Source organism: Ferrimonas kyonanensis DSM 18153, from assembly GCF_000425405.1.
Taxonomy (GTDB): Bacteria; Pseudomonadota; Gammaproteobacteria; order Enterobacterales; family Shewanellaceae; genus Ferrimonas; species Ferrimonas kyonanensis.
Map to the genome: position 1 here is coordinate 186,818 of NZ_AUDJ01000002.1, position 23,492 is coordinate 210,309.

Sequence of the window (23,492 nt, forward strand, 5' to 3'; positions counted from 1 at the left end):
TGGGTTGTGAAGTGACACGCTGAGGCAGGGCGAACGGCAGGCGGGCGTTAGGGGGATGTTAAGGCTAAGGCCGGACCCGACTGTTCGGGTCCGGCCGAGGGATCAGCTTTCCGCCTGTTGCAGCTCTGGTTCAACCTCAGGCTCGCTGCCTTCCAGCATCTTCTTAATCAGCTGCGAGGCGCTGAAGGCCACGGCCACCAGTACCACCGCCATGATGGTCAGCATGCCAAAGTAATCACCGTAGACGGTCTTGACGATCTCCTGGGTGATCGCCTGGCCCTTCTCCAGGGCGATGGAGGTGGAGAACACCGCCCCGACGATGCCGGACAGGGCGATGGCGACGGAGAACAGGCTGACGCAGAAGGCCTCAATCTGTTTCGGGGCCACCGACAGGATAAAGGCCACCACCATGGAGCCGACGATCACTTCGGCCAGTGCCTGGAAGAAGTGAATGGCCAGGAATACCTCTGGGCGAATGATCACGCTTTCGCCGATGGTCATCACCGCCAGGGTCAGAATGCCAAAGGCGATGGCGGTCAGGATAAAGGCAAAGCCCACCTTAGTGGCGGTGGTGAAATGGATGTTGCGCTTTTCCAGTGCTGAGAACACCAGTGCCACCAGGGGACCGCCAACCATGCACCACATGGGGTTCATCGCCATGGCCGCTTCCGGCGCCAGCGGAATGAAGCCAAACAGGTCGCCGCGCATGGTGTTGATGGTCACCAGGGTCATGGAGGTCATCATCTGGCCGTAGTAGACGAAGAAGGCGATGGTCAGGCCCACCATGATCAGGATGGTGCCCATCTTCAGTGAGTCGCGCTTTTCGGCTTTAAGCATCAAGGCGATGAAATAGCCGATGGCCCCCAAGCCGATGGCATAGACGATGTTCTTGCCAATCTCCATGTTGGAAAACATGAAGAACACCAGGGCGATCATCGACACCGAAATCACCGCAAACAGGCCCCAGTTTTTGGCGCTCACCGGTTGCTGGTCGATGGGTTGGCTGACGTCCAGCAAGGGTTTGCGGGTAGCCAGCAGCAACAGGAATGCCAGCAGCGCCATGGAGGCGGACAGCAGGAAGCTGCCGTTGAAGCCGATCACCAGCACAATCAGCGGGAACATATACTGGCCGATGAAGGCGCCGATGTTGTTGACCGAGTAGTTGACCGCGTAGCCGTTTTCAAAGTCTTCTTCGTTGTTGAAGGTGCGCTTGAACAGCGGTGAGTAGGCGGGGAACATCAGGCCTCGGGCGTAACTGGCCAGGGCGATGCCCGCCAGGCTGATGGGCACATTGCTCATGGAAGCACCCACGACCAGCATGCCGTAGCCGGCGGCGAAACAGCTGTAAGACAGCGTCAGTGAGCGATAGGCACCGAGAAACTTATCGGTAATAAAGCCTCCGGCGATGGCAAACAGCGGACCGATGGCGGAAAAGGCGCCGACCACCATCATGGTATCGGCTTCGGAGTAACTCAGGTCTTCGAGGAAGAACCGGGTCAGGACAATCATCACGCCATAGAACGACAAGCCAAACATCATCTGGCAAACCATCATTGACTTGTTCAGTCTGTTCCACATAACTACTTCTCTTTGTTGGAACTTTTTCGCACTGTGGCGAAAAAAGAAACAATGTTAATGTTTACAATAAGTTACGAATAATACCACGGTCGGGCTAAAGGGATGTAACCTCGGTGTCGCAAACCGATGAATTCGCCAGCCTACATAAGCGCCGCTACTGGCAACTTTGCTTTACGAAGCGTCGTCGAGGCTGATTGTCGGTTCGAGATTGCTTGGAGTGGCCATGGATGGTGGTGATTTTTGCGGCAGCCTTAGCATTCCTGTTGTCACAACATTGCACCAAAACTCTCTTGTGATAATGTCCGGACTCTTTGATTTATTTGCCTTTGTATCGCTGTTGTTCAACACGGTTGCCAGCGGCAGAGGTAGCGTGATTTCCGGCGGCGACCGGGGAGGGACGGTAATGAGATGGGCGATGGTGATGTGTCTGCTGCTCGGTAGCAGTGCGCAGGCGGTGGAGCGTCTGCTGCTTAATTGCCACCATTGCCAGGCGCAGCAGGTTCAGGATCTGGTGCGTCCCCTGTGCCTGGAGGCGTCGTCCCAGTTTGCGGTATTGAGTGTGGCCAAGGCGAGCCTGAGTGTGCTGGCTTGCCCTGCAGGTGCATCGGACAAGGTGGCAGTGGTAGCGCCCGCAGCCTCGCAGCAGCAGAGCTTTGTGGATTACGTATCGCTGTCGCGGCAGGTGGCCTGGAAACTGGGGGACAGCTTTACCGTCGACTCGGAGTTTGCCTATCGAACTCTGGAAGAGATTGAGCGGTTTCCGGACGCGTTTGAGTCCAATCTCACCAACTCACTGATGCGTCACCCGCAGATTGGCACCCTGATGGCCGAGTTGGCCGAACAGGCCCAGTTGGTGTGCGACGAGTTTGAGCTGGCGCCCATGACCCAGAGGCTGTCGGTGGTGCCGGTGTGGGAGTTGCAGGTGTGGCTGCCCAGCCGCAGCTCGGTGATTATGCAGGTGGAAGTGGTGACCTACGGCGGTTTCAGCATGATCGAGGCCAAGCTGACGGGAGAAGCCTACGGCCCGGTGCGCGGCGGCGCCGGTTTCGCCAGCCAGCGTTTGCACCTGCCCCAGCCCCAGTCGTAACCGCGGCGCCGAGACCGGTGCACTGCCGCCGAGCCGTTAAGGCAGGTACCTCAGCAAACGGGTCTTCACCTCATCGCTGGCAAAGGCGTTGTCGACGCTGACCCGGTAGATCTCGAAATACTCTTCCTCGCTGAGGTCAAACTCCTCCACTACCTTGCGTACCTCATCGGTCATGGTGGTGTCGGACACGGTGCGGTTGTCGGTGTTGATGGTGATCAGTACGCCGTCCTTATGGAAGGCTTTGACCGGGTGGCTGGCCAGATCGTCCACCGCCTTGGTCTGTATGTTGCTGCTGGGGCAGGTTTCCAGTGCCACCGACTGGGCTTTCACCAGCTGATACGCCTGAGGGTGGCCCTTGATGTGAATGCCGTGGCCGATGCGCTCGGCACCCAGCAGGGTTACCGCATCAAACACGTTCTGACCGCTGCCCTGTTCACCGGCGTGAATGGTGACCCGATAGCCCTGTTGGCGGGCGTAATCGGCATAGGCGATGAACTCCTGACTGAAGCCCGGCAGTTCGCTGCCGGCCAGATCAAAGGCGACTACGCCCCGGTTCAGGTAGCGGGCACCGGCGTCGATGACGTCATCGATGCGATCTTTGGCCATGGTGCGCAGGATCGACAGGATGTAGTTGCCGCGAATGTCGTACTGACGCTCCGCTTCTCTCATCCCGGCCACGGCGCTGCCGATGACCTGATCCAGGGTCAGGCCTTGTTGCAGGTGCAGCAGGGGGCCGAAACGCACTTCCAGGTACTTGACGTTTTCCAGGGCGGCGTCTTCAAACAGCTCAAAGGAGATCCGTTTAATGGCGGCTTCGGTCTGCATCACCGACAGCGGCAATTCAAACCGTTTCAGGTACTCATCCAGGTTGGGGCAGGTCGGCGGGGCGACCATTAAGGCGCGAATGTCATCGACATTGTCACTGGGCAGCGACAGTCCCTGCTGTTGGGCAAGCTCGATAATGGTGCGGGGACGAACGCTGCCGTCCAGGTGGCAATGTAGATCGATCTTGGGCAGGTTAAAATGATTCATGAGTCTCTACCTTTATTACGGCGCACATAAAGCTACAGACTTCATAATCAAGAATATTAAGGCTCTTGGTAGAAACTCCCAAACCGTATCATTGGGATTATATGAAGCAATTTTCGGCAGAGTCTAACATAAGCGTAACTTAGGGTGCAAAGCTGAAATTCACTACCGATTCTGACAGTGTGACCCGCGCCAAACTTCCCTAATCTGGTCAGATCAGAAAGAAAAGCCCGATATTTGTGAGGGTTAGTTTCGTCTGTTCGGCGCTGTGAGCCGTTTTGCCGGGGCAAACCCGGGTTAGACAATCGCTACAGATGTAACACTCAGGCAACGCCGCTGTCATCCAGGTTCTCTGTGAATGTAAAAATAGGGTAGACTCTCCGGCACAAGTGGGCGCAGTGACAGTGCCAGGTGCTGGGATTATCGCCCGGGCCGGTGCCGAGGTGACTCGCCAACCAATCCTGTAGCTGGAAATAATTATAATGAATTCAAATTCATCTTCTTCTTTCTTCGGCGGCTTTCCGAAGAACTTCTGGATAGCCAACGGCGTTGAGCTGTTGGAACGGGCGGCCTATTACGGCGTATTCATCGTTATTACCCTGTATCTGTCCCGAATCCTGGGCTTTAGCGACGTGGAAGCGGCCTGGATCTCCGGCATGTTTTCCGCCGGCCTGTATTTTCTGCCCACCTTCAGTGGTGCCATCGCCGATAAGATCGGCTTTAGAAACTCGTTGATGCTGGCCTTTGGTCTGCTGACCATCGGTTATGCCAGTTTGGCGCTGCTACCGGCGATCATGGAGTCTCAGGGACTGGTGGAGTACGGCCGTCAGGTGGTGTTTACCGGCCTGATGGAGTCGGATCAACGCTGGGCCATTGTGCCGGTGATGGTGGTGATCATGATCGGTGGCTCCTTCATCAAGGCGGTGATCACCGCCACCGTGGCCAAGTCCACCACCGCCGAGACCCGAGCCAAGGGCTTCTCCATCTTCTACATGATGGTGAACATCGGCGCCTTTTCCGGCAAAACCGTGGTCAAGCCGCTGCGCGAGTCCATGGGCGATCTGGGCCTGATTAACCTCAACTACTTCGCCGCCACCATGACGGCGGTGGCGTTCTTTGCCATCTTCATGTTCTTTAAGACCGCCGAAGATGCCACCGAGAAACGTTCGCTGTCCCAGACCTGGGCGGCGTTGGTGAAGGTGGTCGGCAACGCCCGCCTGATCACCCTGACCTTCATCATCTCCGGTTTCTGGATGGTGCAGCACCAGTTGTATGCCACCATGCCCAAGTACGTGCTGCGGATGGCAGGCGAGGGTGCCTCTCCCAGCTGGTACGCCAACGTTAACCCCTTTGTGGTGGTGATGACCGTCGGTGTGGTGACGGCATTGATGCGTAAGCGCAGCGCCCTGTTCTCCATGACCGTGGGCATGTTCATCATGCCGGTATCGGCGCTGGCCATGGCGTCGGGCAACATGCTGAGCGGCAACGTGGATCTGGGCTTCATTCAGGTCCATCCCATCGCGTTGATGATGATCGTCGGCATCGTGTTGCAGGGCCTGGCGGAGTCCTTTATCTCGCCGCGCTTCCTGGAGTATTTCTCCCTGCAGGCGCCCAAGGGCGAGGAGGGGCTGTACCTGGGTTTCTCGCACCTGCACTCGTTCATCAGCTCGCTGCTGGGTTTCGGCCTGTCCGGTTACCTGCTGGAGGCCTACTGCCCGGATCCGCGCCTGTTTGCCAGCCATGAGGCCTGGGCGGCGGCGGCCAGCCATGCCCACTACATCTGGTACGTGTTTGCCGGCATTGCCTCACTGTCAGCGGTGTCACTGATCATCTATGGCGCGGTGATCAAGCGCCTGGATGCCGATAAGGTGGACGCCGAAGTGGCCCCCGCCTAATCGCAGCCGCACATTGACGATCAAAAAAGGCCCGTTACGGGCCTTTTTTGTCTTCAGCTCAGAGGCGGTCGTCGATGACGGTGCCCGGCGGGAACGCCTGCTGGTAGGCGCCGGCCTTGACCATCTGGTTTTGCAGTCGCGACTGGGCCTGGTCGTTGTCGCTGTCCTCGATGTCGAGCTTGGCGGCAGGCTGGGCGTTGGTATCTGTGGCCGATGGGGTGTCGCTGGTTTTTTCGGTAGAGGCAGCCGTCAACTCGCTGTCGGCCTCCTGCTCGGCCTGCTGTACCTCTTGCAGCATTTCGGCGCGGGCTTCACTCATGATCACCGCCGCCTGGGCGGCGACCTTGCGATCCTGGTTGGACGGCTGGGCCGGGGCGTTGGCGGCCTGAATCACCGTTTGCATCTTATCGATGGTGGCCTGGGGATCCCCCTCAATCTTGCCAGTGTCGATGCTGACTTCGCCGTCGCTGGCGTACATGCGTCCGTCTGAGCCGCGGGTAAATTCGTACTTCGGTCGCCCCGCATGCTGGCCGCCGGCATTGGCGTGGGCCTGCTCATGGGTTTTGACCTCCTGATCCCGGGTTTGCAACTGCTGCAGCTGTTGCTCTACCAGGCGGGCCTCGGCGCTGGAAGGGGCCGAGTCGGCGTCAGTCTGGGTCTGGCCCGGATGGGACGAGCGGGACGCATCGGCATCGGTGGCGCTTTTCTGCCCGGTCTGAGTGGCGGTCACGGCATCCGGCTGAACCGGCTCCGACTGTTTCGGGTTGGCGGGCGATGGCTCTGCCTGACCGCTATGGATCGGCGTCAGTGGCGCTACGGCATTGGTCGGAGGCAGGGAGGACAGGCTCATGGTCTCTTCCGAAGCTGGTGGCGATGGTGGGACGGGTTAACCGCCCCTGCGGAGTCGTCAGTATCGCGTGTTTCTAAGCCAAGGTGAAGAGAGTGCGATGAATTTAAAGCACTTTAGCTTGGGAAGATCAATGGCGTATCTCCGATGAGGCAAACCGCAAAGGGCGTTAATTTGGCTTTCTTATACCATTTGGGGGATGGCCGGTGCGCTTTGGCGCTGGCGGCGCCATTCGCGGTTGGTTAGAGTCATTTCTAGTCGGCCGAAGCGAGGCGCAGGGAGTTGTCGTTGCTTGCTTGATGCCGGTCATACCACTGCTTTCAACTAGGAAAAAGGAGCTTCCGATGCACAGTAAGCTGTTGCTGTCTTCATGGGTTGTCGCCCTGTCACTGGGATTGGCCGCGTGCGGCAGCGATGATAACTCTCCCGCCGCCGATCCCGGTTCCCCGGATCAGCCCGGTGGTGACGGCGGTAACCCACCGTCCGAACTCACCACTTTTTCTGTTTCCCTATCGGCCCCGGATGCCCTGATTAGCCTGCAGCGGATGCGCGGCCACCAGGGCGGACTGCTGTCGCAGCTGTTGCCCAGAGCCCATGCGGTGGATGCCAGCGACATTGAAGCCGGCAACATCGCGCTGGTGGTGGTGGATGCCAACGGGGTAGTGCTGGAGCGGGTCACGCTGACCGCAGACAATCTCCGCTTTGATGAAGCCGCCGGGGTGTGGGAGATCAGCATCGATGGCGATCCCAGGTTGGATTGTGTGGTGGTGTTTGACCTGTCTGAGGAGATCGTGATCTCGGTGGGACAACCGTTACCGGATAACACCCTGTATGCACCGACAACGGCCCTGAATGTGGATGTCGATCTGGCGTCCACCTCGGCCTATCAGCAACTGCTGGACAGCATCGAGGCGGATCTGAGTTTTGCCGACTTGGGCCTGGATCCCACCGATGCCGATGCGGTGGCGCAAGTGGAAGCCCTGGTCAATCAGGTGCAGCAGGATTTCGATCAACTGCTCAGCGACGGCAACATCAGCCTGGATGGGTTTACCGACATCGATGACCTGCTGGCGGCGGTGGAACAGGTGGTCGATGAGGTGGTGTCGGCGGCAGTCGCCGACATCACCACCGCGGCTAACAGTGAGCTGGCCGCCGAGTTTGCCGAAGGCGGTGCCGGGGTGACCTGGTTTGACTCCTGGGTCTATGACGCCGAACTGGTGCAGCTGGTGGGCATGGATTACGGCATCCTGAGCCCGACCGCAGACAGTTACGCTGAGCTGGATGAGGCGCAAGGGCAATGGGGCGAGCTGATGGCCTATGAGCCAGGGTCTCTGGACGGCAACCTGGTGCTGACGCCACAAGGCTGGCAACTCAGCGCCGATAACTGGCAACTGCTCAGCGTCAACGACGATGGCTCGGTGACCTTTTCCGACCGCGCAGTGGCGGTCAGCTACCTGTTAACGCCGCAGCTGAGTGTGGATCTGCAGGGACGCGGCATCATGGAGTTTTTGTCGGTACGGCCGCAAACTCAGGTGCTCAGCCATCTGGTGGATGAAACCGCCACCTTTGGCGACGGTGATCTGGGCTACCGAGTCACCGACGCGGTGACCGAGGCGCACTATGAGTTGTTTGCCGATGGCGGAGACACGGTGCCGGTGACGCTGCTCAACGATAACCTGGAACCGATCAACGCCAGTGAGTTGTCGAGTCTGCTGGTGGCTGAAGGCAGTGACAGCCTGGCCGGAGCGGTGGTGGTAGACAGCGAGGCCGGCGAGACCCTGGTGGTGAAACTGGTTGATGACGACAGTAAAACTGCGGAGTTCTACCGGATTCAGTGGGCCAGCGGTGCCAGCGACAAGGTGGCGTCATCGGTATGGAGTTATCAGACCCCGGCGGGACTGGAAGACGGCCAGTCGCTGATCCTGCTGGAGTTGCCGGCCAGTTACCAACCGGCGCTGGCATTTGCGCCTCGCCTGACGTCGATGATTGCCGCCGAGTACGATGGCTCGGTGCTGATGGGCATGCGCTATTCGCCACAACTGGATGCCGAAACCAGCTGGGTCTACAACCAAAGTGGCGGCGAGGCGGTGCTGGCGGCCATCGATTTTGCTTACCTGGATCAGTATCAGGTGACCTCGGACAACGCCTGTGTGCTGGAGTCCGGCTATGAAGACGATGCCTACGATGGGTTTGGTGGTCCGGTGTCGTCGTTCCACAGCATTCGCGCCTTTGAACGGGTGGTGTCGCTGTGCCGTCAACACTCGGAGTCTGCCATGGCCTTTACCGAGGCGATGGTGGCCGGAAAAACCCTGACGCTGTTTGATGATGAACAGGTGCTGCTCAATGCCGATGGCACCGGTCAGTGGCAGGATGAAGATGAGCAGTTTGCCATCGGTTGGTCGATTACCGATGCCGGCTACCTCAGGCTGGCCCTGAGTGAGCTGACGGAGAGCGGTGATTCAGGCAGCAGCTACACCTTTAGCGATGAAGAGTTACTGGCCATTGTCGCCAGTGACGGCGGAGTGCTGGACGTAAGAGGCTTCTATCGCAACAGCCTATGGCAACAGATTGGGCCTTATGAGGGGGACGAACCTGAAATTGGTGCCAATCAAGGGGAGATCTACTCGACGGTAGTCAGCATCAGCGATTGAAGCATGTCGTAGTTTGTTAGCGCATTGTAAGCACCGCTCCGGCGGTGCTTTTTTTTCGCTGTGGCAACCGGTTTGGCGTACCATGGTGCTCCCTCAGCCACTCACTGTGGCAGCATCAGGATTTTGAGTCACGACATGAACGACAGTGCTTTGCAGGCCGCCATCTCCGGTTTTACCCTGGGGCTTTCACTGATTTTTGCCATCGGCGCGCAAAATACCTTTGTGCTGCGTCAGGGGATCATGCGTCAGCATGTCTTGTTGGTGGTCAGCATCTGTGCCGCCTCCGATGCACTGCTGATCAGCGCCGGGGTATTTGGATTTGGCAGTGTCCTCAGCCTGTCGGATGACGTGGCCCAATGGGGGCGCTGGGCTGGCGCCGGATTTTTGTGTCTCTATGGCATCCTGAGTTTGCGTTCGGCGCTGACGGCTCGCCATGCCATGAGCGCCGAGGGGATGGCGGTCGGTCGCTGGCAACAGGCGGCGTTGGCTTGCCTGGCGTTTACCTGGCTCAACCCCAGTGTCTATCTGGACACCGTGGTGTTACTGGGCTCGGTATCGACTCAGTACAGCGCCAAAGCCGCGTTTGCCCTGGGGGCGGTATCGGCGTCGTTCCTGTTTTTCTTCAGCCTGGGTTATGGCGCCCGTCTGTTGGCGCCGCTGTTCAGCCGGGCGCGGGCCTGGCAGTGGTTTGAGGTGGCGGTCGGACTGATGATGTTTGCCATTGCCTGGGCCTTGGTTCGCCACTAGTCGCCAGTAGCGATGATGGCTGGGGCGACGGCAGGGTCAATGTTGATTCGGTGGCGACGATCAGTCCATCAGCTTTTGGCAGCTGTCGGTATCATTCAGTTCACAGCCCAGGCTGTACCAGCGCTGCTTTTGTTGGTGATCTTTGGCCAGACGGCCGGCAAAACGACAGGCTGACGGATCGCCCAGTTCACAGCCGCGCCCGTAATAGAGGGCGGCGCCCAGGGTGTCGCCGCTGCGTTCGACGCCGCGCCAGGCAAAATTGAAACAGGCGTGGGCGTCGTTGTTGTTGCAGCAGGCGTTGTGATCCCTGGCCAACCCTGACAGGTAGCGGGATTCATCGGCACTGCAGACCGAGGTCAGTTTTTGCGGCGCGGTCGGCACGATGTCGACCACGTAGTGACGCTTGGCCAGTGATTGGCCATTGTAGTCGACGCTCAGGTACCAACTGCCGGGAACCAGCATTCGCTCAGACTCAAACATCCACACGCCGTGGTTAATCTTGTCCAGCTCCATCTCGCTGTCCCATTGCGTGACTCGAGTCTCGCGGCCGTCAGCCAGGGTGAGCGGAGGATGGGTGACCGTGATGGTGACGGGCAAAGTGGTTTGTTGACTGATTTCCCCTTCGGCCAGGCGAGGACGGTAGCTGAAACCGAAGCCTTGACCGAGCTGGGCAACGACGGTGGCCCGGCGCTTGTATTTGATTCTCTGCTCGCCGGCTTTGGTTGGCAATTCACGGGCCTGGCCGGACACCTGAATCTTGGCGGTAATGGCCGGTAATTCGCTGCGCTCGGACGGAGCATTGACCGAGGCACAGCCGACCAGAAGAGATAGCAGTAGGAACGTCAGTCCAGTAGGGACAGCAAGGCGCCGATACATGAGTCATATCCGAGTGATTAAGGGAGGCGGAATTATACGGACAAAGAGAACCATTCTCAATGAAATTGGTATTAAATGATCCATTTTTGTAGAGCAGTTAGAAATATGGACAGCCTCGAATCAATCTCTGGTCAAAATACTGTTATTCAATCTCTTTTTTGCACTGAAGTTTCATTTATTGCGAATGTTTAGTTAGGTTTTTGTAGCATTACGTCTGGCTTTACTGCGCTAAAACAGTGGTTTATGCAGGAAGTTTGAGAGCTAATGGTCTGGTTTGGGGCAAATGCAGGGGGACGAAGCAGTTAAATACACTTATTTTATCAAGGGATAAAGTTCAGTGATTATTACCTTGAAAATAGCATGCTTTGGGGAGCGTCGAGGCCGATATTAGTTTTGTTATGCACTTATTCTAATATATAAATGGGCCGCTGCCGAAGCGGCGGCCCTGGTGTTTAGCTGGCCAGGAAATGGGTCAGGAATTGTGAAATGGCCACCATGTCACTAATGGCGATCTGCTCTTCGGTGGTGTGAACCTTGGCCATGCCGGTGGACAGGTTGACCGTGGTCAGCCCCTTCTCATTGAAGATGTTGGCGTCACTGCCGCCGCCGGTAGCCCGAGTCTTTGCTTCGATGCCCATGCTGGTAAAGGCGGTGCGGATCTGGGTTACCAGAGGGTGGTCATCATCGATGCGATAGGCGTTGTAGGCCCGTTGGCTGTCGATGCTGACGCTGGCGCCGTGATTGGCTGCGGCTTGTTCAAAGCCAGTGACCATGTGCTGAACCTGAGCCGCCAGTTTGTGGTCATCCAGGGAACGGGCCTCCGCTTCCAGGTACAGTGACGGCATTACGATGTTGGTGGCGTTGCCGCCCCGGACGATGCCGATGTTGGCGGTGGTTTCGTCATCGATTCGCGACAGGCTCAGGTTGTTGATGGCTTCGGCGGCCACCGTCAGCGCATTGATCCCCTGCTCCGGGGCCAGCCCGGCGTGGGCTGGTTTGCCCTCCAGGGTGATCTTAAGATTCTGTTGCCCCGGGGCGGTGGTGATGATGGTGCCGATGTCGCCACCGGAGTCCAGTACGATGGCCCGTTGGGACTCGATCACCGACATGTCGAATTGCTTGGAACCGTGCAGGCCGCCCTCTTCATACACGGTAAATGCCAGCTCAACGGTCTGATGCGGGCGGTTGTCGTGCTGCAACACTCGAATCGCTTCCATGATGGCGGCAATGCCGGACTTGTCGTCGCCGCCGAGGATGGTGCTGCCATCGGAGCGGATGATGCCGTCTTCAATCATCGGGCTGATGCCGTTGCCCGGGCTGACGGTGTCCATATGACAGCTCAGCAGAATGCTGCCCGGCAAGGTTCCCGGCAATCGGGCATAGAGGTTAAAGCCGTTGGAGAGCATGTCGTCGACCGGCAGGCGCTGTACCTGAAACCCCAGTTGCCCCAACTGCTCTGCCAGGGTCTCGGCAATCGCCTTCTCATTACCGGATTCACTGTCGATTTTCACCAGTTCGATGAAGTGATCCACCAGTCGTTGTTGATTAATGCCTGTCATCTTGTGCCTTGAGTGCGTGTCAAAGGGGGCACTGTATCGAATTTGGCGTGCCGTTGGCGTGAGCCAGCTCATTGAAGTGGTCAATGGCATCCCCAGCAAAAAAAACACCGACCTGTCTGCCTCGGTCTACAGTGTATAGGGGAGAGTGAACTGCTTGGTTTCTCTCTTTGTTTTCACTCAATGGTAACGGAAGCGCAGGGGCATGACACAACAGCAGGAGAGGGCGCCGGCCGGCGCCGAAGAAACGAGCGCCAACGAAGACACGCCGTCCGGGGTCAACCCTAAAATCCGCAAGGCCACCAATGCCATCCTGGCCCTGGTGGTGGTGTTGTTCCTGTTTCACCTGGTGGCCGACAGGCTGATACCCAGCACCGATCTCGGCCGAGTCCGGGGCTATGTGGTGCCCATCAGCCCGCAGGTATCCGGCAAAGTCGAGGCGATTCGGGTTGAACCCAATACCTTGATTCGTCAGGGGCAGGTACTGGCGGCCATCGATCAGACCGACTATCGGATTGCCTTGCAACAGGCCGAGCAGGCGCTGAAGCAGGCGGGGCAGAATATGGGGGCCCAAACCGCCAACGTGACTGCGGCCCAGGCCAAGGTCACCAATGCCCTGGCCAACCTGAAAAATGCCCAGGTTCAGTCGCGGCGGATCTTTACCATGGTGGAGAAAGGGGTGATGTCTGAGGCCGACGCGGATAACGCCCGCGCCGCCTTGACCAAGGCCGAAGCCGGCGTCGCCAGTGCCCGCGCCGATCTGGCCAAGGCCGAAGAGCGCCTGGGGACCGAAGGGGCCAATAACACCCAGATGAAGCAGGCGCTGCTGAGCCTGCAACAGGCGCAGCTGAATCTGGAGCGCACCCAGATCCGTGCGCCTACGGACGGGGTGGCGTCCAACTTCCGCCTCAAGGAGGGCATCTATGCCACCACCGGCCAGCCCATCATGACCTTTATCTCGGTCGATGAGGTGTGGATAGAAGCCTATTTTAGAGAAAACAGCCTCGGCAACATCGACGCCGGCGACGAGGTTGAATTTGCGCTGGATTACGCGCCTGGGCGAGTGTTCTCGGGACGGGTCGGCAGCATCGACTATGGCATCGACTGGGGCCAGAGTGAGCAAACCGGCAAACTGGCTCAGGTGGCCGGCAACACCGGTTGGTTGCGTCAGGCTCAGCGGTTTCCGGTGACCATAGTGATGGCCGCCGACGAGGCTCAGGGGTTCAGGCGGATTGGCGGCCAGGTGGATGTGGTGGTCTACAGTCAGGACGGTGGGGTGATTAACCTGTTTGGCAAGCTGTGGATTCGGGCGGTCAGCTGGTTGTCTTATGTTCGCTAGCGCGCTGAGTGATGACCGGGTCAACCGCCGAGTGTGGCGCTTTACCCTAGGCATCGGGTTGAGTGTCGCCATCTCGGCACTGTGGGCCTGGCCGCTGGCGTTTATTGTGCCGGTGTTCCTGGCCAAGTTTTTGGTCGACCGGCAGGCGCCGACTCTGCATACGGTCTATGAGTTAGTGATCTCGATGAGCGTCACGGTAGCCATCGCCTGGCTGGTGAGTTTTGGCCTCACCGAGTATCCGTTGCTGCTGGTGCCACTGTTGGCGTTATTGATGCTGTGGGCTTATTACCTGTTCACCGACCCCAGGTGGAATTTCTTCGCCACCATGCTGATCATCTCGGTGCTGTTGCTGCCTTACCTGGGGTTGCTGCAGCCCGGTCTGGCGCTCCAGGTCGGCCTGGGGCTGAGCTTCTCCGGTCTGGTGGCGGTGGCCCTGTTTACCCTGATGCACCTGTGGTTACCTGAGTCCGCCGCCGCGGATGGCTCGCCAGAGCTCGCGCCCGGGGTAAGCCTCAGTCAGGATGAGCGGGCGTTCGAGGCGTTTCGCGCCCTGATACTGGCGTTGCCGGTGATCGTTTTTTTCTACCTGATGGAGGTGTCGGGGGCGCTGCTGACCATGATCTTCATTGCCATACTGTCGCTGCAGAGTGCCGGCGCCAAGAGCGTTAAGGTCAGCCTGTTTTTGCTGCTGACCAATGGCATCGGAGGTGGCTTGGCGGTGGTGTTTTACAACCTGTTGGTGATTGTGCCGCAGTGGCCGTTTTTCGTGGCGTTGTCGATGTTAGCGGCGCTGGTGTTTGGCCACCGAATCTACGCCGATCCGGCCAAGGCGCCGATCTATGCCGGCATCTTTTCGGCGTTGCTGGTGGTAGTGGGGTCGACCACCTCCTCCATGGACAAAGAGGTGGACGTCAATTTCTATTTGAGGATGCTGCAACTGCTGCTGGTGGGGTTGTATATGGTGGTGGCGTCTTTCTTTCTCGAGAGCAGGAACTGGGCCTGGTTGTCCCCCCGTCATCGTTAGTGAGGGCGGATGCCGGTCACAATGGTTGGCTGCTGATATTAGGACTGAGCGAGTATTAAAGTATGCAGAGTGTTGAGCCCGAATCGTTTTCCTCCGCCGCCGTGGATGCGGCCATCAAGATTGGCATGATTGCCCTGATGGTTTCCTGGTGTTTTCAGATTGTCCGGCCCTTTATCCTGCCCATCGTCTGGGGCGGGATCATTGCCATCGCCCTGTACCCGTTGGTCCAGGCCGGTGCGCTGCGCACCGGGCTCAGTCAGACTCGGGTCAGTGTAGCGGTAACCGTGCTGGCGCTGGCGCTGTTACTGGTGCCGACACTGCTGTTTTCCGGCGCGCTGTTTTCCGGGACCCAGGAGCTGATCGGCGACGTTCAGCAGGGTACGCTGGAGATTCCGCCGCCGAAGGCATCGGTGGCTGACTGGCCGCTGGTGGGGGAGAAGCTGTATCAATTCTGGTCCCGATCCTCGACCAACCTGGCCGGGGTGCTGAATACCTATGCCCCAGAGATCAAGGCGTTTGCTTCGTCGGCGGCCATGGTCGCCGGTGGGGTGGGAGCCACGGTATTGCAGTTTGTCATCTCCATCATCATTGCCGGCGTGTTTATGGGCAATGCCCGAGGCGCCAATGCGGCGTTTCACCGGGTGGCGATTCGCCTGGCTGGCGAGCATGGTGAAAGCTTTGCGTCGCTGGCGGTGGCCACGGTACGCAGCGTGGTCCAGGGAGTGATCGGGGTCGCCCTGATTCAGTCCCTGCTGGCCGGCGCGGGCATGGCCATGGCCGGGGTACCGGCTACCGGGTTGTGGATGTTACTGGTGCTGCTGCTGGCCATCGTGCAACTGCCGCCGATACTGATTCTGGCCCCGGTGATGGCCTATGTGTTTTCGGTGGAATCGACCACGGTGGCGGTCGTGTTTATGGTTTGGGGCATCCTGGTGAGCGCCAGTGACGCGGTATTGAAACCGCTGTTGATGGGGCGTGGGGTGGATATCCCCATGCTGGTGATTCTGATTGGTGCCCTGGGGGGGATGATGATGTCCGGCATTGTTGGCCTGTTTGTCGGAGCCGTGGTGTTGGCGCTGGGGTATAAGCTGTTTGTTGCCTGGGTGGCGGCGGAGTCCGGGGCGACAATCGATGCCGCAACCGAGAGCGAACCGGTCGGTGAGGGCAGTCGTGAGGGCCAGGGCTAGCCGGTTGCGGCTGGCAAAGTCGGGGAGGTTTTTCTAGGCTTAGTGTTTCTGTTTGCCAGCTGAGGTGCCTCATGAGCACTGAATTCAGTCATCAAATGGAATGGATTCTGCTTCCCCCGCTCACGGACGCCCTGCCTTACCTGTTTGACAACGGAACCGCGTTTAATGGGTTCCAGGCCCAGTGTGATCGCTGTGCCGCCGCCATCAAGCTGTCTGCCATCAGGGGCCAGCTATCGCCGCTGCCTGCGAACCGCATGGTGCTGATGGCCGCCGCCCGCTGTGACGCCTGTCAGACGGTCTGTGACTATCACTACCTGCTGGATGCCAGTGGTGAGTTGTCGGCGGTGCGCCTGGATGGCGACTCCGACGGCGTCAGCCGCCAATGATCTGATTGACCTTGTCCGGGTCGACCTCAAATTTTGGTTGTTGTTGCTGCTGCTGTTTTTGCATCTCGATCAGCCAATACGGTTGGCGGGTAAAGCCGATGTGGTAGGCCACCGATTCCAGCACCACCTGGTGTTCGCTGATGCGCAGTATGGAAAAACTGCGTTCCATCCCCAGCACCTTGCCCTTGGGGGATTCGCTCAAGCAGCGGTTGATCAGCGCCATCTGTTGCTGGCGCTGGGTCTCGGTGGGCAGGGACTGCGGGTCAACACTGCCGACGACGACCCGATGCACATAGGCGACGTTGGTCAGGTCAAAGGTGTCGCTGTGGGATTGAGAGGTGATCACCGCAGTCCTCCTGGGTTAGCTTTTGTTGACCGGAGTCGGCGCAATGGATTGCTGCAGGATGTCCATCACCCGCGACAGACCTTCCGGGGTACCGGTCTGTTTTGCCGTCACCCGAACCGCGTATTTGGCGGAGTTGTCACTGGCGCGCTGTGATTCCTTGGAGGAGGAGACCGAACCCTGAACCTTGGCTCTGACCTTAAACAGCCCGGCGTTGTATTCGGCTTCCGCTTCCATCGAGGCCTTCATCTCCTCCTGGGTGGTTTCGGAGAAGGAGGATTTCACCTCCATGTTGAAGGAGACATCCACGTTGTCCACTTGCAGGGTCGGTACCGACACGATGGAGATAAACGGCACCTTGAGTTCGTAGTCGGCAGTTTCCAGCTTTACCGAGCCATCGGCCTGCACCACCTCTTCCGGCTTGGAAAAGGCAAAGTTGACCATTCGAACCTGTTTGGTTTTGGTATCGGCATTCACCTCCATGCCGACGCTGTCGATGAAATCTGAGGTGGCCTGTGCCAAGGACACCTGCGAGTCGCAGGCGGCGCTCAGCGGACCGCCGATGAGGCTGGCCATGGGCAGGCCCTGAAACTGATCCGACATTTTTACAAGATTGGACATGGTTGGTTTCCTTCCTTTGAATTAAAACAGCTTCATCAGTTGACTGTTGATTTTCAGATAGCCCTCTGGAAGCTCGCCACTCTCGAAGGTGATGGTCACCTCCGCGTTTCGGTCCTTGTTGCGACCAAAGACGGATCTGGGGTTGAGTTCGGTATTCATCACCTTGCGACGGCAATCTCGGTTCAGCAGGTTGGACAGTGGATCCGGGCCTCGTCCGCCCTCGGAGTCCGGCGTCAGGGTTTCCACCTCTCCCAGCCCCAATTCAAACTGCACGGACATATCTTTGATTTTTATCGGGTTGACCTGAAGCAGTGACAACAGAGGCACCTGAACCGTCTGATGTTCGACTTTGACGCAGCCGTTTTCCATGACGGTATCGCCATGATGATCGACGCTGGTGCCGGGAAACTTCAGCTCGATGGATTTGGGAGTCAGGCTGTCGTCGCTGCTGTCGTGATCGAAATACTGCAACAGGTTCTGAATGTTTTGCTGTTCGATGCGTTGTTGGGCTTCGGTGACCGAGTCCATGATCGCCTCCACCAGTTCATGCAGTTTCATCGATTACCCCTTACTGTCTTGCTCGAGAGGCCTGGGCTGGCCCACTTCCAACGGCACAATGCTCTTGTGCAGCATGTCCATGACCCTGGACAGCCCCTCGGGCATGCCTTGCTGGCGCGCCTGAATGCGAATGTCGAGGGTGGCGCTGTTGCGGCTGTGGTTGCTGCTGGTGACGCTACCGGTGAGCACGGTACGTTTGGTGGACGGGCCTGAGGACGGTTGTTCCGCCTGGGAGTTCATCGGTGCCGGACTGGGTTTGCGCTGCACATAGTGACTGGATTTCAGCTCCATGGTGAAGTTGATGTCCGCCTGTTCGACTTGCAGGTTGGGGACAGAAACGATGGCGATGAAAGGCACCTGAACTTTGTATTGCTGCAGTTTGATGTCGACGCTGCCGTCGGCATTGGTGTGTTCCAGCGGTCGGTCGAAACTGAACTCAATCATTCGAAGCTGGTTATCACCGGTCATGCCCACGTCCTGAATGTATTCCTGGGTGGTTCGGGCCAGTTGCGCCTGGCCTTCACACACGGCGGACAGGGGGCCGCCGATGAGGTGGGACATGGGCAGTCCCTGCAGTTGATCGCTGGTTTGGGTGGTGTCGTTCATAGGCTCTCCGCCGCCATCGGCCATCGGCGGGGGCCGATGCACAGTCCTTGTGAGTCAGTGGCCGTGCATTTAGCCGCGGCCGGACAGTCAGTGTAGTGCAGATACCACCGCAGCAGGCGAGACTCGCGGGCCGGAGCGGACAGCCAGCGAGGCACCGGTCAAACGCCGACACAGTGGCAGAAGCCGCGGCGCACGCCAGCCACGCTATCGACGGGGTTATCTCGGGCGTCGCTAAGGTAGGATCTCTGCCGGCGTGGGCAGAGGCTGTCGCCAGGCTTTTGGTGGTACTGGCCGGCGGCGGCGAATGCCAAAGACCGGCGGCAATCGGAGTGATTGTCCCGACCTTTGCGGACGACACCCCGCGAATGTAGAGTCTGAGTGAACGATCCGGCAGGAATGTTGTTCAGGGGTGAATTTTCTGAGTCGGATTGGCGGTTGTGGCCGCCTTTGACTGTTCATTGGTACCGTCACTTTCTAGAATGGCGCGATTTTAGATTTTGGCAAAGGAGCCGGTACGACGATGGGGTTGATGGAGTGGATTGGGGTGATTTTTGGTTTGGCAGTGGTGGTGGCCGTGATTCAGGCCTGGAGCCGCTCATCCAGTAAGAAGCAGATGCGTCAGAGTTTAGAGACGCTGGCGGAGTTTACCCCCTCCCAGCAATTGATGGCGAACGATGGCAATACCGGCATCGCCCTGGATGAATCGAGCCAGAAACTGTGCTTGATTCGACAGGGAACGCTGGAGCCGGAATTGACCTTGCTGGAGTACGCAGACCTGTTGTCGGTCGAGGTGTTTGAGGATGGCCACACTGTGACCCGAACCGCCCGTGGCAGTCAGCTCGGTGGGGCCTTGATTGGCGGACTGGCACTGGGAGGCGTCGGCGCCATTGTCGGCGGTTTGTCCGGCAAAAAAGTCGCCAGCGACAAGGTGCAGCGCATCGATCTGCGCCTGCTGGTGAACAACACCGAACGGCCGCTGCTCGACCTCAACCTGATGGATGCGGAGGCGCAAAAAGGCGGCCTGGTTTATAACGCGGCGATGCAGCAGGCTCGGCACTGGCATGGTCTGCTTGAAGTGCTGATTCAACGTGCCGACCGGGACGATGAGCGCCGGGCGCCTGCAGCGATGAGTTCAGAGCCTCAAGCGACGGCGGCGGTTTCCGTGGCCGATGAACTGCAGAAACTGGCGGAGCTGCACCGCCAGGGCGTATTGACCGATACTGAGTTTGTGGCTCAGAAGAGCAAACTGCTGGGCTAGCTCAGCAGGGCGCCTGGGCGTCAGGCATCCCGGTGCTGCAGACGTTTGGGTTGCTGCAGCCGGGCGCGAAGGCGCCTGGCGGTGGCATCGACCAGCAGGTTGAGCAGAGCGGTGACCGCGATCAGCACCAGGGCGCGGTCGAAGCGAAACTCTTCAAAGGCCGAGTCGATATAAAACCCCAGGGTGGTGATGCCCAGTACTCCTAAGATGGCGGTTTCCCGCTGAATGATCTCCCAGCGATACAGCAGCCAGGTGACGAACTGCGGATAGACCCGGGGCAGAATCTGGTACAGATACAGGCTGGGGCGGCTCAGCCCGTTGGGGGTGTCGTCGGGCCGCAAACTCAGGGTCTGGCTGTATCCGCCTATCAGGTGGCCGATGATGGCTCCGTTGTGAATTCCCAGTGCCAGCAGCGCCGGCAGCAGGCTGGGGCCAAACACCAGCAGGCCGACAAAGGCCAGAACAAACTCCGGGGTGGAGCGGGTGACGATCAAAAACAGTTGCCCCAGTGCCCGGAATGGCGTCGGCAGGAACCAGCGACTGCGCAGGGGAAACCACACCAGCGCCAGCAGTGCGGTCAGCAGCAGTGCCATCTGGCTGAGCAGCAGGGTGTCGATGAGTCCGGGCTTGATCTGCTCTTGCCACAGCATCATCAACCAGGGCTGCAGATCCGCCGACCATTGCCAGTGCTCGGCACGCAGGGGCGCCGGCACCATGTCCTGGCTGACAAACTGAAAAATCAGCGCCCAATTGACGTTGGCGATCGGTGGCAGGAACCACAGTGATGCCAGCAGGTACAGCGGCAACAGGGGGGCCCGACACCACCACTTCATGGTGGCGATCAGCAGATAAAACAGATACAGCAACGCCGCCGCCTGGGAGTAATGCCCCTGGCGAAAGGCGGTTTCCAGGTGGTAGCCGAGAGTGGGCAGCCCCACAAACCCCAGCACCACCGACGAGCGCATGCCGCATTCCAACCGGTATCGGGCGTAGTGTTTGAAGTGCGGCCATGCCAGCGGCAGCCGGCTGTACAGCAACAGGGCGATCCCCTGGTTCAGGGTGTTCGCCTTCGGCAGGGCCGCTTCCGGTTGGCGATCCACCTCTTCCAGAATCTCACCAAACACCTTGGTAAAGATGCCGGTATAGGGCAGCCACAGGGCCAGGACGCCGGTCAGCGCCGAAAGGCCAAACAGTTGCAGAAACAACAGTGCCCAAAACAGCTCGTGCACCGACCGCAGCAGGGCGGCGAGGATGCGTACGCCGCGCAGCTGATACAACAGCGACAAGCCGAAGCCACACAGCGCCGCCAGGGCGATGCCCTGCAGGGCAAACGCCAGGGTGGTCAATACCGCGTCGGCCAGATACTCGGTGGCCAGGAAATCCGGTGTGGCCATGCCCAGCAGCAGCCGGCCCAACTCGGTGGCTGGCGATAACTGATAGATGGTCAGATCCGCAAACGGCAGGCAGAACAGCGCGGTCAGCGCCAACCACAGACTGATGCGGCGGAATTCGGCTGCGCGGTTGGCCTTGGGGCGCCCCCAGGCCTGTCGAAGTGTCTTAACCATGGGGATGTTCGGGGTAGAGAGCCAGCAGGGTGGCACTGTCCAGTTCGGCACTGGCGCGATCCAGTACCACCTGGCCGTCCTGTAAACCGACGATGCGGTCGCAGCAGGCCAGCGCCAGCTCTACGTCGTGCAGGGCCAGGACCGAGGTGCGATGATGGGACTTGATCCGTTCGATCACTCGTCGCGATTGCACCTCATCCAGCGCCGAGACCGGCTCATCGCCCAGAAACACCGGCCGTTGTTGAAACAGCGCCCGGGCAATGCTGATGCGCTGTTGTTCGCCGCCGGAGAAGCGTTCGGCCGACTGCAGCATCCGTTGCCTCTGGGTGCGAGCATGGTCCTGGCCCAGCAACCCCAGCTCCCGGGCCAGGTCGTGGACCTGCTGCCAGTGACGGGCAGAGGGAAACATCAGGTTTTTCAGATTGCGCCACAATGACTGTTGATGAAGCTGGCCCATATACACATTCAGGTACAGGCTCAGCATGGGGACCAGTGCCGGCGCTTGCGGGCACCAGGCCACCTGGTCGCAGTGCTGCTGGCGCAGCAGTTCCAGCAGCGACGACTTGCCGGCTCCGGACGCGCCCACCAGCGCCACGGTTTCGCCGGCGTCTATGGTCAGGCTGACGTTGCGCAGGATGGCAACGCCATCCCGTTGCAGCGAGGCCTGGGTCAGCCTCAGTGGCGCCGTCATCAATCCATCAGTCCAATGGATTTGGCGGTGTCCAGAATCGGCTGATAATCATCGTTGTCCGCCGGCACGAAGTGGCTGCGGGGGAAGGCGTTCAGCAGCGCCGGTTGTTTCATCTGCAGCAACGCTTGTGTGACCTTGGCGGTAAAGTCATCGCCCCAGGTGGCATCGACGTCACCGCGAATGGTCCAGTGATAGTCCGGATAGGTGGGGGTTTCCCAGATAATCTGAACCTTGCTGGTGTCGATGTGGCCGGCGGCCAGCTCAGATTCCCACACCTTGTAGTTGACGGCGCCCACCTGGTAACTGCCGGCCTGAACCAGGGCGATGGTACGGCTGTGATCGCCACTGAACCCGACCTTGCTGAAGGTCTTAGAGGGGGCCTGTTCGAACGCCTGGCGCAGGTAGAATTCCGGCATCAAGCGGCCGGAGGTAGAGCCTTTCGAGCCAAAGGTAAAGGTATTGCCCCGCAGGGTTTCGGGCAGGCGCTCGGCCGCGGTAAGTCCGGTGCTGGTGTGGGCGATGAAGTAGGATTTGAAAAATTGGTCTTCATAGCCCTGGGCAATGGCCTGGGAGCCCGGCACTCGGGCCCGGGCCTGAACACCGGACAGGCCGCCAAACCAGGCCAGCTGCACCTGATTGTTGCGAAACGCCGTAATGGCGGCGGCGTAGGATTTCACCGGCACGTATTTCACCTCGACGCCCAGTTCGGCAGAGAGGTAGTCGGCGACCTGGTCAAACCGGCTTCTCAGCCGGGTCTCATCCTGATCCGGAATGGCGGTAAAGGTAAAGGTCTGGGCGGTGACCAACGGGGTCAGCATCAATGCCATCAGGGCGAGTAGGCGGCGCATATCGAATCCTTGAGTCAACAAAAAGGCCGCTCGCAGCGGCCAGTGAACTTAATTTTTATAGCAGTGTACTCGTCCCGACGGCGTTTTTTAAGTCGTGATCGCCTTAATTGGCCAAACAATTGCGGCGGCGCCGGGTTGGTAGGGCGGGTATTTGGCCATGATTCGAGCAAAAGCCGCGCTGGCCTTCAGACGTTCAAGCCAGCGTCTCAGGCAGGGGTAGGGCGCCTGGGCGAACCAATCGGGGTCTACATGGGCAAATTGACGCACAAAGGGCATCAGCGCCATGTCCGACAGGTCTGGCCGCTGGCCACCGAGCCAGGGCCCACGGCTCAGGAGGTGTTCCAGTTGGCGTAACCACTGCTCGCCCTGTTGCCGGTAATGGTGTGCAGAGTACTCGGGAAAGCGGTCGGCGTACTTGTAGCGATCCAGCCAGTGCTTAAAGCGGCCGTCGTTGTACTGGATTCGGGCCAGCGCCTGAACCTGCTCCTGCGGCTGTGGCGGCCACCATCGCTGCGGATCATGGCGGGACAGGGCCCACAGCATGATGTCCAGGCTTTGGTCCAGCAGCCAGTGTTCACTCAACTGCAGCACCGGTACCGTGGCCTTGGGCGAGATAAGCCTGAGGTGGTCTGGTTTGTTTTTCAGCACCACTTCTCTGAGCTCCAACTCGATGCCGGCGTAATCCAGGGCCAGGCGGGCACGCATGGCATAGGGACAGCGTCGAAACGAGTACAGTATTGGCCGCGTCATGACGGACTCCTCGGTGATGGTCTTGGTCGCATCAGGCGCTGAAGGGGCTG

The 23,492-nt window shown here is 59.2% G+C and carries 22 protein-coding genes and 1 riboswitch; of the genes, 9 read left to right on the forward strand and 13 right to left on the reverse strand.

Annotation, left to right across the window (positions count from 1 at the left end):
• Positions 1-102 precede the first annotated feature (102 nt).
• Entirely contained in the window at positions 103-1,578 is a 1,476-nt protein-coding gene (locus H598_RS0103455) for an MFS transporter (RefSeq protein WP_028111757.1), read from the reverse strand.
• 403 nt (positions 1,579-1,981) lie between these two features.
• Here H598_RS0103455 and H598_RS0103460 point away from each other — a divergent pair, with 403 nt between their 5' ends.
• Positions 1,982-2,665 carry a hypothetical protein gene (locus H598_RS0103460; RefSeq protein WP_156896918.1) on the forward strand — a complete coding sequence of 228 codons (684 nt, stop codon included), beginning with the start codon at positions 1,982-1,984 and terminating at the stop codon, positions 2,663-2,665.
• A gap of 36 nt (positions 2,666-2,701) precedes the next feature.
• On the opposite strand, the gene add is transcribed toward H598_RS0103460, so the two are convergent.
• Positions 2,702-3,697: an adenosine deaminase gene (gene add, locus H598_RS0103465; RefSeq protein ID WP_028111759.1), complete on the reverse strand. Its 996-nt coding sequence runs from the start codon at positions 3,695-3,697 to the stop codon at positions 2,702-2,704.
• A gap of 24 nt (positions 3,698-3,721) precedes the next feature.
• Positions 3,722-3,822: riboswitch (purine riboswitch) on the reverse strand.
• 354 nt (positions 3,823-4,176) lie between these two features.
• Here add and H598_RS0103470 point away from each other — a divergent pair.
• A complete protein-coding gene (locus H598_RS0103470) occupies positions 4,177-5,589 on the forward strand; it encodes an MFS transporter (protein WP_028111760.1) in 1,413 nt (470 codons plus the stop codon).
• Positions 5,590-5,647: 58 nt separating this feature from the next.
• Here the strand turns inward: H598_RS0103470 and H598_RS25420 are convergent, their stop codons facing one another.
• Entirely contained in the window at positions 5,648-6,439 is a 792-nt protein-coding gene (locus tag H598_RS25420) for a putative metalloprotease CJM1_0395 family protein (RefSeq protein WP_051252350.1), read from the reverse strand.
• A 341-nt stretch (positions 6,440-6,780) separates the two neighbouring features.
• Between H598_RS25420 and H598_RS0103480 the strand changes: the two genes are divergently transcribed.
• Together H598_RS0103480 and H598_RS0103485 are read left to right on the forward strand one after the other, a co-directional pair.
• Positions 6,781-9,087, forward strand: coding sequence for a hypothetical protein (locus tag H598_RS0103480; protein WP_028111761.1), 2,307 nt, complete (start codon positions 6,781-6,783; stop codon positions 9,085-9,087).
• Between the two features lie 135 nt (positions 9,088-9,222).
• Positions 9,223-9,834, forward strand: a complete 612-nt coding sequence (locus H598_RS0103485; protein WP_035415199.1) for a LysE/ArgO family amino acid transporter — start codon at positions 9,223-9,225, stop codon at positions 9,832-9,834.
• Between the two features lie 60 nt (positions 9,835-9,894).
• Here the strand turns inward: H598_RS0103485 and H598_RS0103490 are convergent, their stop codons facing one another.
• Complete coding sequence (locus H598_RS0103490; RefSeq protein ID WP_028111763.1) at positions 9,895-10,710, reverse strand: DUF3859 domain-containing protein; 816 nt, start codon at positions 10,708-10,710, stop codon at positions 9,895-9,897.
• Positions 10,711-11,162: 452 nt separating this feature from the next.
• Positions 11,163-12,269: a M20/M25/M40 family metallo-hydrolase gene (locus H598_RS0103495; protein WP_028111764.1), complete on the reverse strand. Its 1,107-nt coding sequence runs from the start codon at positions 12,267-12,269 to the stop codon at positions 11,163-11,165.
• 202 nt (positions 12,270-12,471) lie between these two features.
• On the opposite strand from H598_RS0103495, the gene H598_RS0103505 reads away from it, so the two are divergent.
• The 4 genes from H598_RS0103505 to H598_RS0103520 all read left to right on the forward strand — a co-directional run bounded on the left by H598_RS0103505 (position 12,472) and on the right by H598_RS0103520 (position 16,202).
• On the forward strand, positions 12,472-13,605 hold the full coding sequence (locus H598_RS0103505) for an HlyD family secretion protein (RefSeq protein ID WP_028111765.1): 1,134 nt from the start codon (positions 12,472-12,474) through the stop codon (positions 13,603-13,605).
• Positions 13,595-14,629 (forward strand): DUF2955 domain-containing protein, encoded by a 1,035-nt coding sequence (locus tag H598_RS0103510; protein ID WP_028111766.1) that lies wholly within the window; start codon positions 13,595-13,597, stop codon positions 14,627-14,629. The genes H598_RS0103505 and H598_RS0103510 overlap by 11 nt, the downstream gene beginning before the upstream one ends.
• A gap of 62 nt (positions 14,630-14,691) precedes the next feature.
• On the forward strand, positions 14,692-15,816 hold the full coding sequence (locus H598_RS0103515) for an AI-2E family transporter (protein WP_028111767.1): 1,125 nt from the start codon (positions 14,692-14,694) through the stop codon (positions 15,814-15,816).
• A 71-nt stretch (positions 15,817-15,887) separates the two neighbouring features.
• On the forward strand, positions 15,888-16,202 hold the full coding sequence (locus H598_RS0103520) for a hypothetical protein (RefSeq protein ID WP_028111768.1): 315 nt from the start codon (positions 15,888-15,890) through the stop codon (positions 16,200-16,202).
• Here H598_RS0103520 and H598_RS23225 read toward each other — a convergent pair.
• Genes H598_RS23225 through H598_RS0103540 form a run of 4 tightly spaced genes read right to left on the reverse strand, consistent with a single transcriptional unit; the run spans position 16,189 to position 18,330 of the window.
• The gene (locus tag H598_RS23225) at positions 16,189-16,548 is read right to left on the reverse strand and encodes a hypothetical protein (protein WP_211227264.1); all 360 of its coding nucleotides are present in this window, start codon (positions 16,546-16,548) and stop codon (positions 16,189-16,191) included. The genes H598_RS0103520 and H598_RS23225 overlap by 14 nt on opposite strands.
• 15 nt (positions 16,549-16,563) lie before the next feature.
• The gene (locus tag H598_RS0103530) at positions 16,564-17,166 is read right to left on the reverse strand and encodes a DUF2589 domain-containing protein (protein ID WP_028111769.1); all 603 of its coding nucleotides are present in this window, start codon (positions 17,164-17,166) and stop codon (positions 16,564-16,566) included.
• Positions 17,167-17,187: 21 nt separating this feature from the next.
• Positions 17,188-17,724, reverse strand: a complete 537-nt coding sequence (locus H598_RS0103535) for a DUF2589 domain-containing protein (RefSeq protein WP_028111770.1) — start codon at positions 17,722-17,724, stop codon at positions 17,188-17,190.
• A 3-nt stretch (positions 17,725-17,727) separates the two neighbouring features.
• Positions 17,728-18,330 carry a DUF2589 domain-containing protein gene (locus tag H598_RS0103540; protein ID WP_169629206.1) on the reverse strand — a complete coding sequence of 201 codons (603 nt, stop codon included), beginning with the start codon at positions 18,328-18,330 and terminating at the stop codon, positions 17,728-17,730.
• Between the two features lie 520 nt (positions 18,331-18,850).
• Here H598_RS0103540 and H598_RS0103550 point away from each other — a divergent pair.
• Positions 18,851-19,588: an SHOCT domain-containing protein gene (locus H598_RS0103550; protein WP_028111773.1), complete on the forward strand. Its 738-nt coding sequence runs from the start codon at positions 18,851-18,853 to the stop codon at positions 19,586-19,588.
• A 20-nt stretch (positions 19,589-19,608) separates the two neighbouring features.
• Here the strand turns inward: H598_RS0103550 and H598_RS0103555 are convergent, their stop codons facing one another.
• From H598_RS0103555 to H598_RS0103570, 4 genes are all read right to left on the reverse strand, one after another.
• Positions 19,609-21,153 carry a PhnE/PtxC family ABC transporter permease gene (locus H598_RS0103555; protein WP_245595547.1) on the reverse strand — a complete coding sequence of 515 codons (1,545 nt, stop codon included), beginning with the start codon at positions 21,151-21,153 and terminating at the stop codon, positions 19,609-19,611.
• Positions 21,146-21,844, reverse strand: a complete 699-nt coding sequence (locus tag H598_RS0103560; protein ID WP_028111775.1) for an ATP-binding cassette domain-containing protein — start codon at positions 21,842-21,844, stop codon at positions 21,146-21,148. The genes H598_RS0103555 and H598_RS0103560 overlap by 8 nt, the downstream gene beginning before the upstream one ends.
• Positions 21,844-22,692, reverse strand: coding sequence for a putative selenate ABC transporter substrate-binding protein (locus H598_RS0103565; RefSeq protein ID WP_028111776.1), 849 nt, complete (start codon positions 22,690-22,692; stop codon positions 21,844-21,846). The genes H598_RS0103560 and H598_RS0103565 overlap by 1 nt, the downstream gene beginning before the upstream one ends.
• 87 nt (positions 22,693-22,779) lie before the next feature.
• The gene (locus H598_RS0103570) at positions 22,780-23,442 is read right to left on the reverse strand and encodes a glutathione S-transferase (protein WP_028111777.1); all 663 of its coding nucleotides are present in this window, start codon (positions 23,440-23,442) and stop codon (positions 22,780-22,782) included.
• Between the last annotated feature and the right edge of the window lie 50 nt (positions 23,443-23,492).